Source organism: Streptomyces sp. SM1 (assembly GCF_002910825.1).
In the GTDB taxonomy this organism is placed as follows: Bacteria; Actinomycetota; Actinomycetes; order Streptomycetales; family Streptomycetaceae; genus Streptomyces; species Streptomyces okerensis.
The window spans coordinates 7,996-23,100 of record NZ_NEUB01000938.1; the positions used below are offsets into that span (position 1 = coordinate 7,996).

Here is a 15,105-nt window from a genome sequence, read left to right on the forward strand (position 1 = left end):
CCCGCCCGTCGGTCGCCGTCCGCTCAGGACACGAGCTCCCGCTCCTTCTCCACCGCCGCCGGCGCCTCCTGTGCCCCTTCCACATGCTGGGCCGGGCGCTTCGGCAGGGCGAACATCAGCAGGAAGATCACTCCCATCACCGCGGCCACCCAGCCCAGCGCGTGCTGGAACCCGTTCACGAACGCCGGGCCCACCTCGGCCGGGGCGAGCCGCTCCCCGATCACGCCGAAGAACACCACCGACACGAGGCCGAGACCCAGCGCGTTGCCCATCTGCATCACGGTGTTGATCAGCCCCGACGCCGACCCGGCGTGCTCACGCGGCACCTCGGAGAGCACCGCATCGGTCAGCGGAGCCACGATCAGACCCATGCCGGCGCCCATGACCACCAGCGGGAGCGCCATCTGCCAGGAGGCGATGGACTGGCCGTACCGCTCCGCCTCCCACAGGTAGATCAGCACACCGGCCGCCATCACCAGCGCTCCGGCCTGGAGCACCTTGCGCCCGTAGCGCGGGACCAGCAGCTGCACCGACATCCCGGCCGCCGCGGACACCGCCACGGAGAACGGCACCCCGGTCAGCCCGGCCCGCAGCACGCTCCAGCCCAGGCCGATCTGCAGGTAGAGCGTCCACACCAGGAAGAAGATGCCGAGGCCGATGCCGAACACCGTCTGCACCGCGATGCCCGCAGCGAAGCTCTTCACCCGGAACAGCGACAGCTCGATCAGCGGGGAGCCGTCCCGCGCGCTCTTGCCCCGCTCGTACGCCACCAGCGCCCCGAACACCACCAGCGCGCCCGCCATCGACACGTACCCCCACAGCGGCCAGCCCAGCTCACGGCCGCGGGTGAGCGGGTAGAGCAGCATCAGCAGACCCAGGGTCACCAGCGCGACGCCGACCAGGTCCAGTTTCAGGGCGCGCGGCGCCTTCGACTCGGTGATGAAGCGGCCGCCGAGGATCAGGCCCGCGAGGCCGACCGGCAGGTTGATCAGGAAGATCGGCCGCCATTCGAGGCCGAACAGGTTCCACTCGGTCAGCAGCGCGCCGAGCAGCGGTCCGGACACCGCGCCCAGGCCGACGATCGCGCCGAACAGCCCGAACACCTTGCCGCGTTCGTGGGCCGGGAAGGTCGCGTGCACGATCGACAGCACCTGCGGCACCATCAGCGCCGCCATGGCGCCCTGGAGGATGCGGGAGGCGACCAGCATCTCGGGGTTCACCGCGAACCCGCAGAGCGCGGAGGCGAGGGTGAAGCCGCCGATGCCGACGAGGAAGATCCGCTTGCGGCCGTGGATGTCCCCGAGCCGGCCGCCCGTGACGAGCCCGGCGGCGAAGGCCAGCGCGTAACCGGCGGTGATCCACTGGATCTGGCTGAAGGTCGCGCCCTCGTCGCGCTGGATGGACGGGATCGCGATGTTGACGATCGTGACGTCGACGAGGTCCATGAAGGCCGCGGTCATCACGATCGCCAGCGCGAACCAGCGGCGGCGATCGCCCGCGGCGGGCTGTGGTGCGTGCGGGGTGTCGGTGTAGGTCATGTCCTGGAAGCTATGACCCAAGTAGGTCAGATCATGTCCTCATTCCGAGGCATCCTCGATTCCATGACGACGGACACCCCGGCACGGCTCCTGACCCTCCTCTCCCTCCTCCAGACACCCCGTGAATGGTCCGGCGGCGAACTGGCCGGCCGGCTCGGGGTCTCCCGGCGCACCGTCCGGCGGGACATCGACCGGCTGCGCGAGCTCGGCTACCCCGTGCAGGCGTCCCTGGGCGCGGACGGCGGCTACCGGCTCGTCGCCGGCAAGGCGATGCCACCGCTGGTGCTCGACGACGAGGAGGCGGTGGCCATCGCGGTCGGGCTGCGGGCCGGGGCGGGGCACGCGCTGGAGGGCGTCGACGAGGCGTCCGTACGGGCGCTGGCGAAACTGGAACAGGTGCTGCCCAGCAGGCTGCGGCACCGGGTCAGTACGCTCCAGGCCGCGACCACCCCGCTGACCAGCGGCGACGGTGCGACCATCGCTCCCGAGACGCTCATCGTCATGGCCTCCACGGTGGCCGGGCACGAGCGGCTCCGGTTCGCCTACCGGGCGGCCGACGGCACGGAGTCCCGGCGGGTGACGGAGCCGTACCGGCTGGTGTCGACCGGGCGGCGCTGGTACCTCGTGGCGTACGACCTCGACCGCGCGGACTGGCGGACGTTCCGCGTCGACCGGGTCAGCGACCCCTTCGCGACCGGGGCGCGCTTCACACCGAGGGAGCTGCCGACGGGGAGCGCGGCGGAGTATCTGCGCCGGTCCATGTACCGGGCGCGGGAGTCCTACGACATGGTCGTCACCTTCGCCGCACCGGCGGCGACGGTCGCCGCCCGCATCCCGGGCTGGCTCGGCACACCCGAGCCGCTGGACGGGGACAGCTGCCGCCTGCGGGCGACGGTGAGCGACGCCAAGGACTGGATGGCGGTACGGCTGGCCATGCTGGGCCACGACTTCACCGTGCACGAGCCCGCGGAACTCGTCGCGGCGGTACGCGAACTGGGCACCCGGATGACCCGAGCGGCGACGACCACGGCCGAACCCTGACCCGACAGGGGCAGCGGTAGCGACAGCCCCTGTCCCACAACGGACGTACCGCAGCACCCTCCCCCCGTAGGTCCAATGGCCCGGTGGCCCGAGGAACGAGGCCGGAACCCGGCACCCCGAGCGCCGACGCGAGCCCGGTGGCCGGTGGCCCCGTGGCCCCGGATGACGTCAGCCTCTCCGGACGTCGGGAGCCGGTGTCACGGCGGCCCCGGCGGGCTTCAGGCGCTCCAGGGGAAGTCCCGCAGCGCCCTCAGGTTGGCCACCGCCAGTTCGGCGGGCCCCTGCGGCCCCTCCGCGGGTCCGTCGCCCGCAGCCCAGTTCTCCATGGCCGTGCGCACGGCCGCACTCGCGACGGCTGCCGCGAATCCCAGCCGGCTGCGGTCGGCAACGTTGTCGGCGTCGTAGGAGACCTGAGCGGCCGTCAGCCGTTCGGCGAGCGCCTCGGCCAGGTTCCGCTCGGACGCCTGGCACGCCTCCGCCCACACCCTGCGCAGGGCCGGGTTCGCCTGCGCCAGCCGGATCAGGGTGCGGACCCAGTGCCAGGAGACGACCGACACCCCGAGACCGGGCGTCAGCGTGTGCCGGACGGCGTCCTCCATGACCTGCGGCAGCGGCACCCCGGCCGGGGCGGCACGTACCGCCTCGACCCAGCGCTCGGCACCCGTCGCGTAGAGCGGGCCGACGGCCTCTTCCTTGCTGGCGAAATACCGGTAGAAGGTGCGCGGGGCGACACCGGCCGCGTGGGCGATGTCCTCGGCGCGGGTGGCCCGCAGCCCGTGCCGGACGAAAAGGCCCGCGGCCGCGCGGGCGATCTCCATACGGGTCCTGGCCTTGCGCCGTTCGGTCAGCGACAGCGCGGGGGGCGGAAGGGGCGGGGTGGGGGTGGTGCTGCTCACCCGCGGCAGGCTATGCCCATGTGGCACAATCTGCCATCTGGCGGGCCACCCCGGGGTTCAGGTTCGGGGTGACCCGCTTTCGGCCCACGGGGGAAACAGAGAGCCGGGCCCGGCACCCGGGGGGAGGGGTGCCGAGCCCGGCCTTGGGAAGTCCCGGCGCCGGGGGGGTGTGCGTCGGGACGTGGCTCATGTGGACCGGAACAGATGCGAATCGGTTCGATTCGGTCCGGTCCGGTCCGGTCCGGATTCGGGATCCAACCCGGAAGGTCGGCGTCCCCGAACTCCGAACTCCTGGGCTCTGGATTCTTGTTCCCTGGGCCCAGCGGGTTGAAGCGGCGGGGAACAGCCATGTTTTGCGCGGTCTTTCGCCACCCGGCGTACGCGGCCGGGGTGTTCTTCACGCTACCGCGAGGAACGCGGTCGCCACCCCGGCGCGCCGAAACCGTCGCTCACGCGGCGGCGTCGAAGCCGGTGTCGCGGGCCAGCTTCTTCAGTTCCAGCAGCGCGTGCTTCTCGATCTGGCGGATGCGCTCGCGGGTCAGGCCGTGCTCCTTGCCGACCTCGGTCAGCGTGCGCTCGCGGCCGTCCTCGATGCCGTACCGCATCTTGATGATGGAGGCCGTGCGCTGGTCGAGGCGGCCGATCAGGTCGTCGAGCTCCTCGCTGCGCAGCAGTGTCAGCACCGACTGCTCCGGCGACACCGCCGAGGTGTCCTCCAGGAGGTCACCGAACTGGGTCTCGCCCTCGTCGTCCACCGACATGTTCAGCGAGACCGGGTCACGGGCCCAGTCGAGCACGTCGGTGACACGCTCCGGCGTGGAGCCGAGCTCGGCGGCGATCTCCGAGGGCTCCGGGTCCCGGCCGTGCTCACGGTTGAACTCGCGCTGCACGCGCCGTATCCGGCCCAGCTCCTCCACCAGGTGGACGGGGAGCCGAATGGTGCGCGACTGGTCGGCTATGGACCGCGTGATGGCCTGACGGATCCACCAGGTGGCGTACGTCGAGAACTTGAAGCCCTTGCGGTAGTCGAACTTCTCGACCGCGCGCACCAGGCCGGCGTTGCCCTCCTGGATCAGGTCGAGGAGCGGCAGGCCGCTGCGGGGATACCGGCGGGCCACGGCGACGACCAGACGGAGGTTGGAACGGATGAAGACGTCCTTCGCCCGCTCGCTCGCGTCGTACAACGCCTCGAGCTCCTCGAGCGTGGCTCCGGCCTTGTTCTCCTCGGCGCCGTCGAGGATCTGCCTGGCGAACACACCCGCTTCGATGATCTGGGACAGCTCGACCTCCTTGGCGGCGTCGAGCAACGGCGTGCGCGCGATCTCGTCGAGGTACATGCCGACCAGGTCGCGATCGGCGATCTCGCCACTGTGGGCGCGAACAGCGCGAACACTGCTTGCCGCGTCGGCCGTCTCGCCGGAGGCGGACTTACGACGGGCGACGGCACGGGTTGCCATGCGTGCTCCCTTGCGATGGTGTGGTCAGCGGGTGGTCCTGCGGACGCTCGGCACGATCTGCAGGTGTCTTCCGGACTCTGCTTCGAGTGCCCGCATCCGTAGGAAACAACGACTGGAATCCGGACAGAATTCCCAACCCGACCCCCGAATTTTCTGATCATGCAGTACCCTGTCGGGCCACGCGGGGAGGTGCGATGCCGTCGGAGCACGCGGAGATCCAGGTCAGGCCGGGCGGGGAGGGCGACCTGACGGCCCTCACCGACCTGTACAACCACTACGTGCGTGAGACGGCGATCACATTCGACACCTCGCCGTTCACTCCCGAGGAGCGCCGCCCGTGGCTGCTCTCCCACCCTGTAGACGGCCCGTACCGCCTGATGGTTGCCACGGACACCGGTACGGGACGGATTCTGGGGTACGCCACATCCAGCCCCTTCCGCCCCAAGCCCGCGTACGCGACCTCCGTGGAGACGACGGTCTACGTCGCCCCGGACGCCGGCCGGCGCGGTATCGGCACCCTGCTCTACAAAGGCCTCTTCGAGGCCCTGGCCGGCGAGGGCCTGCACCGCGCCTACGCCGGCATCGCCCGCCCGAACGACGCCTCGGCGCGGCCGCACGAACGCTTCGGCTTCCGGCACGTCGGCACCTACCGCGAGGTGGGCCGCAAGTTCGGCCGCTGGTGGGACGTGGCCTGGTACGAGAAGGAGCTGTAGCCCCCTCAGGGGCGCGGCCGGGCCGGGGACCCGCCCCGGCCGCGGCTCAGCCGAACTGCACCGACCGCTTCGCCAGCCCCATCCAGAACCCGTCGATCACGGACTTCTGTTCCCCGAGTTCTCCGGCCGCGTCCGCGGCGCCCATGGTCACGAAGAGGGGGCGAAGTGCTCGGTACGCGGGTGGGTGAGCCGGCCCGCCGGGGACTTGCGGGTGAAGTCGAGCAGTGCGTCCACGTCCTTCCCCGCCAGCGCCTCCCTGCCCCAGGTGTCGAACTCCGCCGACCAGGCGGGGATGCCGCCCTGTCGCAGCGCGGCCAGGTTGTGGGTGAAGAACCCGGAGCCGATGATCAGCACGCCCTCGTCGCGCAGCGGCGCGAGCCGGCGCCCGATCTCCATCAGCTTCACCGGGTCCAGCGTCGGCATGGAGACCTGGAGCACCGGGATGTCGGCACCGGGGTACATCTCGACCAGCGGGACGTACGCGCCGTGGTCCAGGCCCCGGTCGGGGACGTCCTGCACGGGCGTGCCCGGTGCGCGCAGCAGCTTGCGTACGGAGTCGGCGAGGGCCGGGGCTCCGGGGGCGCCGCAGGTGACCTGGTAGTAGTGCTCGGGGAAGCCCCAGAAGTCGTAGACGAGGGGGACCGGCTCGGTGGCACCGAGGGCGAGCGGGGCCTCCTCCCAGTGGGCGGAGACGACGAGGATCGCCTTCGGCCGCGGCAGGCCCGCGGACCAGGCGGCCAGCTCGCCGGGCCGGACGGGGTCGTCGGCCAGCGGCGGGGCGCCGTGGCTGAGGTAGAGCGCGGGCATGCGGTCCTGAGTGGCGGCGGTCATGACGGCGGCTCCCTTCGGCAGGCTTCCCCGAGATCGGTGGAGGCCGACGAGTTATTTGAACTCTCAACTTCCATCGCCGACCGTACGCCATTTTTGTTTAACATTCAAGGAGATTCGCCGTACAGTGGAATACATGAACACGGCACCCACATCCCCGGACCCCGGGGAACCGCGCTGGCTCACCGACGAGGAACAGCGCGTCTGGCGTGCGTACATCGACGCCACCACACTTCTGGAAGACCACCTCGACCGTCAGCTCCAGCGCGACGCGGGCATGCCGCACGTGTACTACGGCCTGCTGGTCAAGCTCGCCGAGGCCCCGGAGCGGCGCCTGCGGATGACGGAGCTGGCGATGTCCGCGAAGATCACCCGCTCCCGTCTCTCGCATGCCGTCGCCCGGCTGGAGAAGAGCGGCTGGGTACGCCGTGCGGACTGCCCGTCCGACAAGCGGGGCCAGTTCGCCGTACTGACCGACGAGGGCATGGAGGTGCTGAGCCGGCACGCGCCCGGTCACGTGGAGGCCGTACGCCAGGCCGTGTTCGGCCGGCTCACCCCGGAACAGCAGAAGTCCCTCGGCGAGATCATGCGGATCGTCGCCGAGGGACTCCAGCCGAGCGAAGCGGGTGCGGACCTGCCCTGGCTCCGCTGACGAAGCGGAAGCCGGGGCAGGTCCCGGAAGCCGTACGGAGGAGGCGTCCCCTCCTTCTCCGCACGGGTGGTTCGGGGTGGACGGACGTCAGTGCATGGCCACCGGGACCGCCATCTCGTCGCGGGCGGCCTCCTCCGAGGACCCGGCGACCGCCGTACCGCCCGGCCGGCCCGCGTTGATCAGGGTCAGGGCGATGGCCGCGGCCGCCACCAGGATCCCGACCGCGAACCAGATCGCGCTGGTGTAGCCCTGCACCTGTCCCTGGAGCTGGACCAGCTGCTGCTGGGACCGGCTCGTGGCACCGCCGATGTGGTCGGCGACGTAGGACGTGGTGGCCGAGGCGGCGATCGTGTTCAGCAGGGCCGTACCGATCGCGCCGCCCACCTGCTGCGAGGTGTTGACCATCGCGGAGGCGACACCGGAGTCACGCGGTTCCACGCCCAGGGTGGCCAGCGACATGGCCGGCATGAACGCCGTACCCATACCGAGGCCGAGCAGCAGCATGCCCGGCAGCAGCACGGCCGCGTACGAGGTGTCGATCTCCAGCTGGGTGAGCAGCAGCATGCCGAGCGCGGCGACCAGGAAGCCGGGGCCCATCAGCAGCCGGGGCGCGACCCGGGTCATCAGCCGGGTGCCGATCTGCGTCGACCCCACGATCATGCCCGCGATCATCGGCAGGAAGGCGAACCCGGTCCTGACGGGCGAGTACCCCTGCACGACCTGGAGGTAGTAGGTGAGGAAGAGGAACAGGCCGAACATCGAGATGATCGCCAGGCCGAGCGAGAGGTAGACCCCGCCGCGGTTGCGTTCGGTGATCACACGCAGGGGCAGCAGCGGCGCCTTGACCCTGGCCTCGACGATCACGAAGACGGCCAGCAGCACGGCGGACGCGACGAACATGCCGACCGTCACGGAGTCGCTCCAGCCCTCGGACTCCGCGCGGGTGAAGCCGTAGACGAGCGCCACCAGGCCGAGGGTGGACAGCACCACGCCGGGGATGTCGAGCGGCGAGCGGTTGCGGCCGCCCGCGGGCTCACGGATGACGAAGTACGCGCCGGCCGCGGCGACGACGGCGAACGGGATGTTCACGAAGAACGTCCAGCGCCAGTCCAGGTACTCCGTGAGGAAACCGCCGAGGATCAGACCCACGGCACCACCGCCACCGGCGATCGCACCGTAGATGCCGAACGCCTTGGCCCGCTCCTTGCCGTCGGTGAACATCACCGCGAGCAGGGACAGCGCGGCGGGCGCGAGCAGCGCGCCGAACGCGCCCTGCAGCGCACGGGCGCCGAACATCATGGCCTCGTTGGTGGCCGCGCCACCGAGCGCCGAGGCCAGCGCGAAGCCGCCCAGACCCAGTACGAAGGCCCGCTTGCGACCCCACAGGTCGGCTATCCGCCCGCCGAACAGCAGCAGACCGCCGAAGGCGAGGGCGTAGGCGGTGACCACCCACTGGCGGTTGCCGTCCGAGATGCCCAGGTCCTGCTGGGCGGAGGGCAGGGCGATATTCACGATGGTCGCGTCCAGGACGACCATCAGCTGGGCGAGCGCGATGAAGACGAGCGCTTTCCAGCGATTGGCGTCCGGTCCGCCGCTCAGGGCCTTTCCGGCCGTCGGGACTGTTTCAGACATGGGGGTACCCACTTCGGTACTCGTGACGGAAATCGAGACGGTGCAATGAAAAATCGGGCGTACGGGAGGAACGACGCGCCCCCGGGGCGACCGTTCGAAAGGAAGTCCGCGACCAGGACGGGCAGCGCGCACATGCCGCCTGTGGCATCTGTGTCACGGTGACGTCTGTGGGACCTGTGCCGCGGTGATGCTTGTGGGACTCGTGCCGCGCTGACGGTTGTGGGACGTGCGCCGTGCTGACGCTTGTGGCGTCTGTGCATGTGCGGCGCCGACCCAGTGACATGTGTGGCGTCAGTGGAGCCAGTGGTGTCGCCGCACCCGAGGCGTCTGCGGTGTCGGTGATGTGTGTGGTGTCAGGGCTAGCTCAGCAGCGCAGATCCTCCACGGTCACGGCCGCACCCGGCAGGACGCTCGGGGCGAGCGCCCGCATCCCGTCCAGGAACAGTTGCAGATGGCGGTGGACGAAGCGGTCGGCGCTCATACAGCCGGTACCGGCCGGGGGCCGGCTCAGCTGGGCGACGCCCACCATCAGATCGCCGTACTCCACGTCGGCACGGAGCTGACCGGCCGCCTTGGCGCGGTCCATCAGCTGTGCGACGAGGCTCTCGGCTCGCCGGCGCGCTTCCTCCAGGTCGGGGTGGTGCTGGTCGAAGGTGCTGGAGATCATCGGGCAGAGGGCACTGATCCGCTCGTCGGCGGCCGTGTGCGCGAAGCGCTCCAGCGCCTCGAAGGCGTCCCCGCTCTCGCTGAGCGCCTGCTCGGCCGCCCGCACCGTACGGTCCATCACGGAGCAGACGACCTCGCGCACCAGCGCGTCACGGTCGGGGAAGTTGCGGTACACCGTGGCATTGCCGACGCCGGCCCGGCGGGCGACCTCGTCGAGCGGCACGTCCGGCCCGAACTCGACGAACATCTCCCGGGCGGCGGTGACGATCCGCTCCCGGTTGCGCAGGGCATCGGCACGGGGCCGGGGCGCCTTGCGCGCAAGGGGGGTCGCGGTCTGCACGGTGCACTCCTCGGTATGGCTGCGCATCGACGAATCCGGGGAGTGGATCCCCGTTTCGCGCGGACACAGGTCTAAACGGGGAAGGGATCCCCGCTTATTTCCCCAGCGGGACAGAACTCCCGTGACCCACGTCACACCTCACGGGTCGGCGCACCGCACGATCGGACCTCCCAGCGAGCGTCCGCCCATCCCGCAACGCAGGGTGATCGGGAGGGTGCAGTCGGAGACGGGCGGCTGCCGTGTGAAGCGGAGGTCCCCGCATGCAGCCGCAGCCGAGCCGACGCCGGATATCCCCGCGCCGACTGGCCGCCCTGGCATCTGTCTCCGCCCTGACCCTCGCCCTGTGCACCTCGGCCGGCAGCGGCCGGCTCTCCCCCGGCACCGCGGTCCCCGGCGCCGGACCGAGCGCCCTCTCCCGCACCTCCGCACACGGCCCCTGCCTGATCGGCAGCGCCCGCGAGGTCCAGATGTCCGAGGGCATCCCCACCGGCCCCGGCTACACCCGCTCCACCGGCACCGTCCGCGCCCTCACACTGATGATCGACTTCTCCGACGCGCCCGGCGCGGGCGACGCCCTCGACCGCTACCGGGAGTTCTTCCCCCAGACCCGGGAATGGTTCTCCACCAGCTCCTACGGCCGCCTCGACTACCGCCCCGAGATCCCCGTCCCCGGCTGGCTGCGCATGCCCAAGTCGTTCCGCGCGTACGGCATAGAGCGCGGCGCCCCCTTCGACCCCGGCTACCGCGAACTGGTCCGCGACATCGTGGCGGAGGCCGATCCCGAGGTGGACTTCCAGGAGTACGACCTGCTCAACGTGCTGGTGACCCCCAACGCGGGCCCGGCCGCCCTCGACACGGTCCTGTCCGTCACCTTCGCCGGCAACGCGGAGGCCCCGAAGGCGGACGGCGGCCCCGTCTCCAACGCGTCCTTCGTCTACTCCCGCCAGGACGACGGCTCCGGCTCCTACGACCGCACCGGCTACCGCGTCCTGCCGCACGAGAACGGCCACGTCTTCGGCCTGCCCGACCTCTACACCGCCGAGGGCGGCGGCGCGGTGGGCCACTGGGACATCATGAGCGAGGACTGGGGCGCCAACAACGACTTCCTGGCCTGGCACAAGTGGAAACTGGGCTGGCTGGACGCCTCCCAGGTCGGCTGCGCGGCGAGCCGGGGCACACGCGAGTACCTCCTCACCCCGCTGGCCCGGACGGGCGGCCCGAAACTCGTCTTCATCCCCGTGGACGCCCACTCCGGCTACGCCCTCGAAGTGCGCACCCGCGCCGGCAACGACGAGGCGGTCTGCCGCCCCGGCATCCTCGTCTACCGCGTCGACGCGGACGTGGACACGGGCATGGGCCCGATCACCGTCCACGACGCCACCCGGGACAGCGGCGGCTGCACCCGCGCCCCGAACGTCCACGCGGAACTCTCGGACGCCACCTTCACCCCCGGCCAGACCTTCGTGGACCGCGCCGAAGGCATCCGCGTGGCGGTGGCGGAGACGGAGAAGGACGCGTACCGGGTACGGGTGACACGGACCGCGGCTGCCCCCTGAACCCGGCCTCCTCGAAAGGGAGCGGTCGGGCTGCTGGGGCATTCTTCCTCCACGGCTGTCGGGCGGCGCCCGTCCGCATCGGACGTCCGGCTCCGGGCACGATCATGCGACGCCCCCGGACCGGCCGCGAGCTCTGTTGCCGCATTGGCAAACGGACGGCCCGCGCACCGTCACGGGCGTGCGGGCCGCCTACCGTGACCGGTCAGTTGTAGCCGAAGCCCGCGGGGAGCGGGGGTCGAAGGCGATGACGCCGGATACAGGGCCGCCTGCTCAGAGGGCGGCAGTGGAGAATGCGCAGGCGGACGTCCAGCAGCCCCGGCCTCGATGGACGGCGAGAGGCCGGGGCTGCTGGACGTGTGCGCCCTGGTGCGGGACCGCCGCCGGACCCGGAGCGGGGCCTCGCAGGAGCCCGGCACCAGGATCCGGCGGAGTGTTCAGCCGCGCCCGACCCGGCGCCGGCGTACGGCGTGGGCCAGCTCGCCGATCAAGGTCTCGGTCTGTTCCCAGCCAATGCACGCGTCGGTCACGCTCTTCCCGTAGGTGAGCGTCGAGAGGGGGCCCGGCTCCTGGCGGCCCTCGTGCAGGAAGCTCTCCACCATCAGGCCGGCGATTCCGGTCTCGCCCTCCGTGATCCTCTCGGCGACCTCGCGAACCACACCCGACTGGCGCGTGTGGTCCTTGCCGCTGTTCGCATGGCTCGCGTCGATGACAAGGCGTTCGGGCATACCGGCCTTGGCCAGCAGCGCCAGTGCGTCGCGCATGTCTTCGGGACCGTAGTTGGGGCCGCCCCGGCCACCGCGCAGGATGATGTGGCAGTCCGGGTTGCCCTTCGTGGACACGACCGATCCCTGCCCCTGTCCGTCGATGCCGAAGAAGACATGGCTCCCCGCGGCCGCACGGCAGCCGTCCACGGCAGCCTGCACGTCCCCGTCCGTGGCGTTCTTGAAGCCCACCGGCATGGAGAGTCCCGAGGCGAGCTGGCGGTGCACCTGGCTCTCCGGGGTACGCGCCCCGATCGCGCCCCACGTCACCGCGTCGGAAATGTACTGCGGGCTTGTCGGCTCCAGGAACTCGCACCCGACCGGCAGGCCGGTGTCGAGCACGCCGAGCAGCACCTGACGCGCGATACGCAGCCCGTACTGGACGTCGTGCGAGCCGTCCATGTGCGGGTCGTTGACAAGCCCCTTCCAGCCGACCGTCGTACGCGGCTTCTCGAAGTACGCCCGCATGACGACGCACAGCTCGTCCCGGAACGGAACGGCCGCGGCCGCCAGGCGCTCCGCGTATTCCCGCGCCGCCCGCGGGTCATGGATGGAGCACGGTCCCACGATCAGCAGGAGGCGGTCGTCCTCACCGGTCAGTACCCGGTTGGCTGCTTCACGGCTGCTCTCCACCAGGGCTGCGTGGGACGGGGACAGGGGAAGTTCGGCGCGCAGCGTGGCGGGCGCGATCAGTGGCTGGAAGCCGGCGACGCGGAGATCGTTGGTCTGCGTAGGGGTGTGGGGCGGTGTTGTCATGGGGTGTTCCCGTCTCTGGTGAGGCGGCCCCGGACCTGTCCCAGGTGTGTCTCCGTGTACCAGCCGCCTCAAACGACGAAAGGCAGAGACGAATCGTCTCTGCCTTGCTGGCTCCGGATGTCCGATCGGCGGTCAGCGCAAACGACCGCCGACTCCACCCAGAGCCAGCGTAAAGCGCTGATACCAACCGAACCTCGTAGACATGCGTCAGAGTCTACCGGATGGCGGTGAGTGCTCTTCGCGGGCGGTATCACAAGCACTTGTCGGCCTGCCCCGCCAGTTCACACCACCATCCGAACTCCTCCGCGCCGGCCCCGGTCTCCGCGTCGAGTGCCTTTCGCCAGCCTCGCAGCAACAATCCGGACAGGGCCGTCATGGCATGGTGCAGGTGCTGCGGACCGGCCTCGAACGCGCCTGTGCCGGCGTAGAGCTCGAGCACGTGCTGAGGGCTGGGTTCCAAGCGGCTCGCATTGGCCGCGATGAACCATCCGAGCTCCACGCATGCAGGGCCCCGCACGGCGAGTGCCCAGTCGATCAGCCACAGCACTCCCGCACGGTCCAGTCCCATGTTGTCCAGCTTGAGATCTCCGTGCAGAGACGCCGTCGGCAGCTTGTCGAGAGCGGTGAGCAGGGAACTCGCATCGTCCTGGACGGCGCGCAGCAGGTTTCGTACGCGCCTCGGGGCGCGCCTGTCGAACACCTCCCATCCGGTCGCGACCTCCTGCCTCAGCCCATGCACATCGTGCCCGTTCGCCAGTTCGGCGGTTCCACGGGTCAGCAGCAGCAGCCGGTCGTCGAGACGACACCAGGGCAGCTCGGGAGCTGCCGGCGAAACCGAGTGCAGCTCCGCCATGGCGACGAGAATCGACTCGGCGGAGGACCGGTCCACTCTGCCTCGGATGCGGTAGCCGGACATGTCGTGCATCAGTGTGTAGAAGGTCGCACCGGCCCGGGCCGAATCGACGGCTGCCGACCTGACTCTGGCCGATCCGGCAGGCATCCTTCCGGCGAACGCTGCCTCGCGGCCGTGCACATCCGCTGTTGCACGCATGATCCAGTCGTCTTCCCAGCGGGTCCGCTTCAGTACCCAGGAACCACCGGCCGGCCCCCTGCTCACGAGAAGCTCTGCTCCGGAGAAGCCGTTGTGCGACAGCGGGTGCCAGCCGACTCCCATCAGTCCGTGCCGCGAAAGCATCGCCGCGACGGGCTCCGGGAACCGCATCAGGCGGTGATGCCGCGGCTGCGCAGGTCTGCGATGACGCCGTCCAGCGCCTCACGCGTCAGCCGTTTCGCACGGATACGCTCCTCGCCCTCATCGCGACGGCCGAAGCGCCAGTAGACTCCGCCCTCGTCCAGGTTGGCCACGAAAGCGACATCCTTCTCCGCAGGACCTCGAAGTATGAGGGAGACCGTCTGTGCGGAGACGAGCGTGGCATGGAGGGCGTCGTGGTGCAGCGTGTAGCTGTCGCCCGCCTTCATCTCGTACTCCAGGACCGGCTGGATTCTCGTGAGGTCGGCGTCCGGCACCCGGTCCGCGTGGTCGGGGTCCATGTGCTTGCGTGCGTCCTTCGGAGGTTCCGGCACGTTTCCAGCACCGGCCCTGTCGTACAGCACGTGGTGGTACTGGCCCTGCAGCATGTGTGCCGTGAACGAGAACCGGTGCTGGTGTGCGCGCTCGAACTCCGTGGCGCGCCACACGTGGAGCCGGACCCGGAAGTTCCGTTCGTCGCCGTTGTAGAGCACGATCTTGTCGAAGGGCCGGTGGCTCTCGCACATCGAGAAGAGGGTCTCGTCCTCACCGACACGCTTCAGGAGCCTTCCCAGCCGTGCCGCGTCCCCGGCCAGCTCTTCCAGAATCCTCGTCGCCCGCTCCCCTGCGTTCCGCGTAATTCAGCGGCATAGAGTCACGAATCTGTGGTCTGACCTGCGCGGACATGGGTGAGGGCGCCTGAGAGGCGTTTCTCTAGGCGCTGGTGTTCGTGCTGGTCAGCGGGGTGTGGGTTCGAGGGCGATGATCTGCTTCGGTGCGGGGATGCCGAGCTTGGCCAGGAGGTCGGTCTGGGGCTTGGTGAGGGTGGTGACCTGCCGGAACAGGCCGGTGGGGCCGGTGAAGGTGCCGAGGTGGAGCCGGTCGAGCTCTCGGCGGACGGTCGTCCAGGTCGCACCGGTGGTGGTCTCTGTGATGCGGATCAGCAGCAGAGCGAGCCAGCAGAGGATGACGTGTGCGCGTATGCGTTCCTCGAGCCGGTGATAGACGGGCCGCAGGTCG

Annotated in this window: 12 protein-coding genes and 2 pseudogenes; 4 read left to right on the forward strand and 10 right to left on the reverse strand. The window is 70.4% G+C overall.

The window, feature by feature from the left end:
* Nucleotides 1-23 precede the first annotated feature (23 nt).
* Nucleotides 24-1,538: an MFS transporter gene (locus B9S61_RS32305; RefSeq protein ID WP_103545362.1), complete on the reverse strand. Its 1,515-nt coding sequence runs from the start codon at nucleotides 1,536-1,538 to the stop codon at nucleotides 24-26.
* Between the two features lie 63 nt (nucleotides 1,539-1,601).
* On the opposite strand from B9S61_RS32305, the gene B9S61_RS32310 reads away from it, so the two are divergent.
* Nucleotides 1,602-2,579, forward strand: coding sequence for a YafY family protein (locus B9S61_RS32310; RefSeq protein WP_103545373.1), 978 nt, complete (start codon nucleotides 1,602-1,604; stop codon nucleotides 2,577-2,579).
* Between the two features lie 218 nt (nucleotides 2,580-2,797).
* Here B9S61_RS32310 and B9S61_RS32315 read toward each other — a convergent pair whose 3' ends face one another.
* Both B9S61_RS32315 and B9S61_RS32320 read right to left on the reverse strand, forming a co-directional pair.
* Nucleotides 2,798-3,475 carry a TetR/AcrR family transcriptional regulator gene (locus B9S61_RS32315; protein ID WP_103545363.1) on the reverse strand — a complete coding sequence of 226 codons (678 nt, stop codon included), beginning with the start codon at nucleotides 3,473-3,475 and terminating at the stop codon, nucleotides 2,798-2,800.
* A gap of 449 nt (nucleotides 3,476-3,924) precedes the next feature.
* Nucleotides 3,925-4,932, reverse strand: coding sequence for an RNA polymerase sigma factor RpoD/SigA (locus tag B9S61_RS32320; RefSeq protein WP_103545364.1), 1,008 nt, complete (start codon nucleotides 4,930-4,932; stop codon nucleotides 3,925-3,927).
* Between the two features lie 194 nt (nucleotides 4,933-5,126).
* Here B9S61_RS32320 and B9S61_RS32325 point away from each other — a divergent pair, with 194 nt between their 5' ends.
* A complete protein-coding gene (locus tag B9S61_RS32325) occupies nucleotides 5,127-5,645 on the forward strand; it encodes a GNAT family N-acetyltransferase (protein WP_103545365.1) in 519 nt (172 codons plus the stop codon).
* A 46-nt stretch (nucleotides 5,646-5,691) separates the two neighbouring features.
* Here B9S61_RS32325 and B9S61_RS32330 read toward each other — a convergent pair.
* Nucleotides 5,692-6,452 (reverse strand): annotated as a pseudogene (locus B9S61_RS32330) (dioxygenase).
* A 157-nt stretch (nucleotides 6,453-6,609) separates the two neighbouring features.
* On the opposite strand from B9S61_RS32330, the gene B9S61_RS32335 reads away from it, so the two are divergent.
* Nucleotides 6,610-7,125 carry a MarR family winged helix-turn-helix transcriptional regulator gene (locus tag B9S61_RS32335; protein ID WP_103545366.1) on the forward strand — a complete coding sequence of 172 codons (516 nt, stop codon included), beginning with the start codon at nucleotides 6,610-6,612 and terminating at the stop codon, nucleotides 7,123-7,125.
* 87 nt (nucleotides 7,126-7,212) lie between these two features.
* Here the strand turns inward: B9S61_RS32335 and B9S61_RS32340 are convergent, their stop codons facing one another.
* Both B9S61_RS32340 and B9S61_RS32345 read right to left on the reverse strand, forming a co-directional pair.
* Nucleotides 7,213-8,757: an MFS transporter gene (locus tag B9S61_RS32340; RefSeq protein ID WP_103545367.1), complete on the reverse strand. Its 1,545-nt coding sequence runs from the start codon at nucleotides 8,755-8,757 to the stop codon at nucleotides 7,213-7,215.
* A 364-nt stretch (nucleotides 8,758-9,121) separates the two neighbouring features.
* Complete coding sequence (locus tag B9S61_RS32345; RefSeq protein ID WP_258039970.1) at nucleotides 9,122-9,763, reverse strand: TetR/AcrR family transcriptional regulator; 642 nt, start codon at nucleotides 9,761-9,763, stop codon at nucleotides 9,122-9,124.
* 260 nt (nucleotides 9,764-10,023) lie between these two features.
* Here B9S61_RS32345 and B9S61_RS32350 point away from each other — a divergent pair, with 260 nt between their 5' ends.
* Nucleotides 10,024-11,319 carry a M6 family metalloprotease domain-containing protein gene (locus B9S61_RS32350; protein ID WP_103545369.1) on the forward strand — a complete coding sequence of 432 codons (1,296 nt, stop codon included), beginning with the start codon at nucleotides 10,024-10,026 and terminating at the stop codon, nucleotides 11,317-11,319.
* Between the two features lie 434 nt (nucleotides 11,320-11,753).
* On the opposite strand, the gene B9S61_RS32355 is transcribed toward B9S61_RS32350, so the two are convergent.
* The 4 genes and pseudogenes from B9S61_RS32355 to B9S61_RS32370 all read right to left on the reverse strand — a co-directional run.
* Nucleotides 11,754-12,836, reverse strand: coding sequence for a 3-deoxy-7-phosphoheptulonate synthase (locus B9S61_RS32355; protein WP_103545370.1), 1,083 nt, complete (start codon nucleotides 12,834-12,836; stop codon nucleotides 11,754-11,756).
* A gap of 250 nt (nucleotides 12,837-13,086) precedes the next feature.
* Nucleotides 13,087-14,058 (reverse strand): phosphotransferase, encoded by a 972-nt coding sequence (locus B9S61_RS32360; RefSeq protein ID WP_103545371.1) that lies wholly within the window; start codon nucleotides 14,056-14,058, stop codon nucleotides 13,087-13,089.
* The gene (locus tag B9S61_RS32365) at nucleotides 14,058-14,612 is read right to left on the reverse strand and encodes a hypothetical protein (RefSeq protein WP_103545372.1); all 555 of its coding nucleotides are present in this window, start codon (nucleotides 14,610-14,612) and stop codon (nucleotides 14,058-14,060) included. The genes B9S61_RS32360 and B9S61_RS32365 overlap by 1 nt, the downstream gene beginning before the upstream one ends.
* Before the next feature lie 210 nt (nucleotides 14,613-14,822).
* Nucleotides 14,823-15,105: pseudogene (locus B9S61_RS32370) on the reverse strand (transposase); the annotation flags it as partial.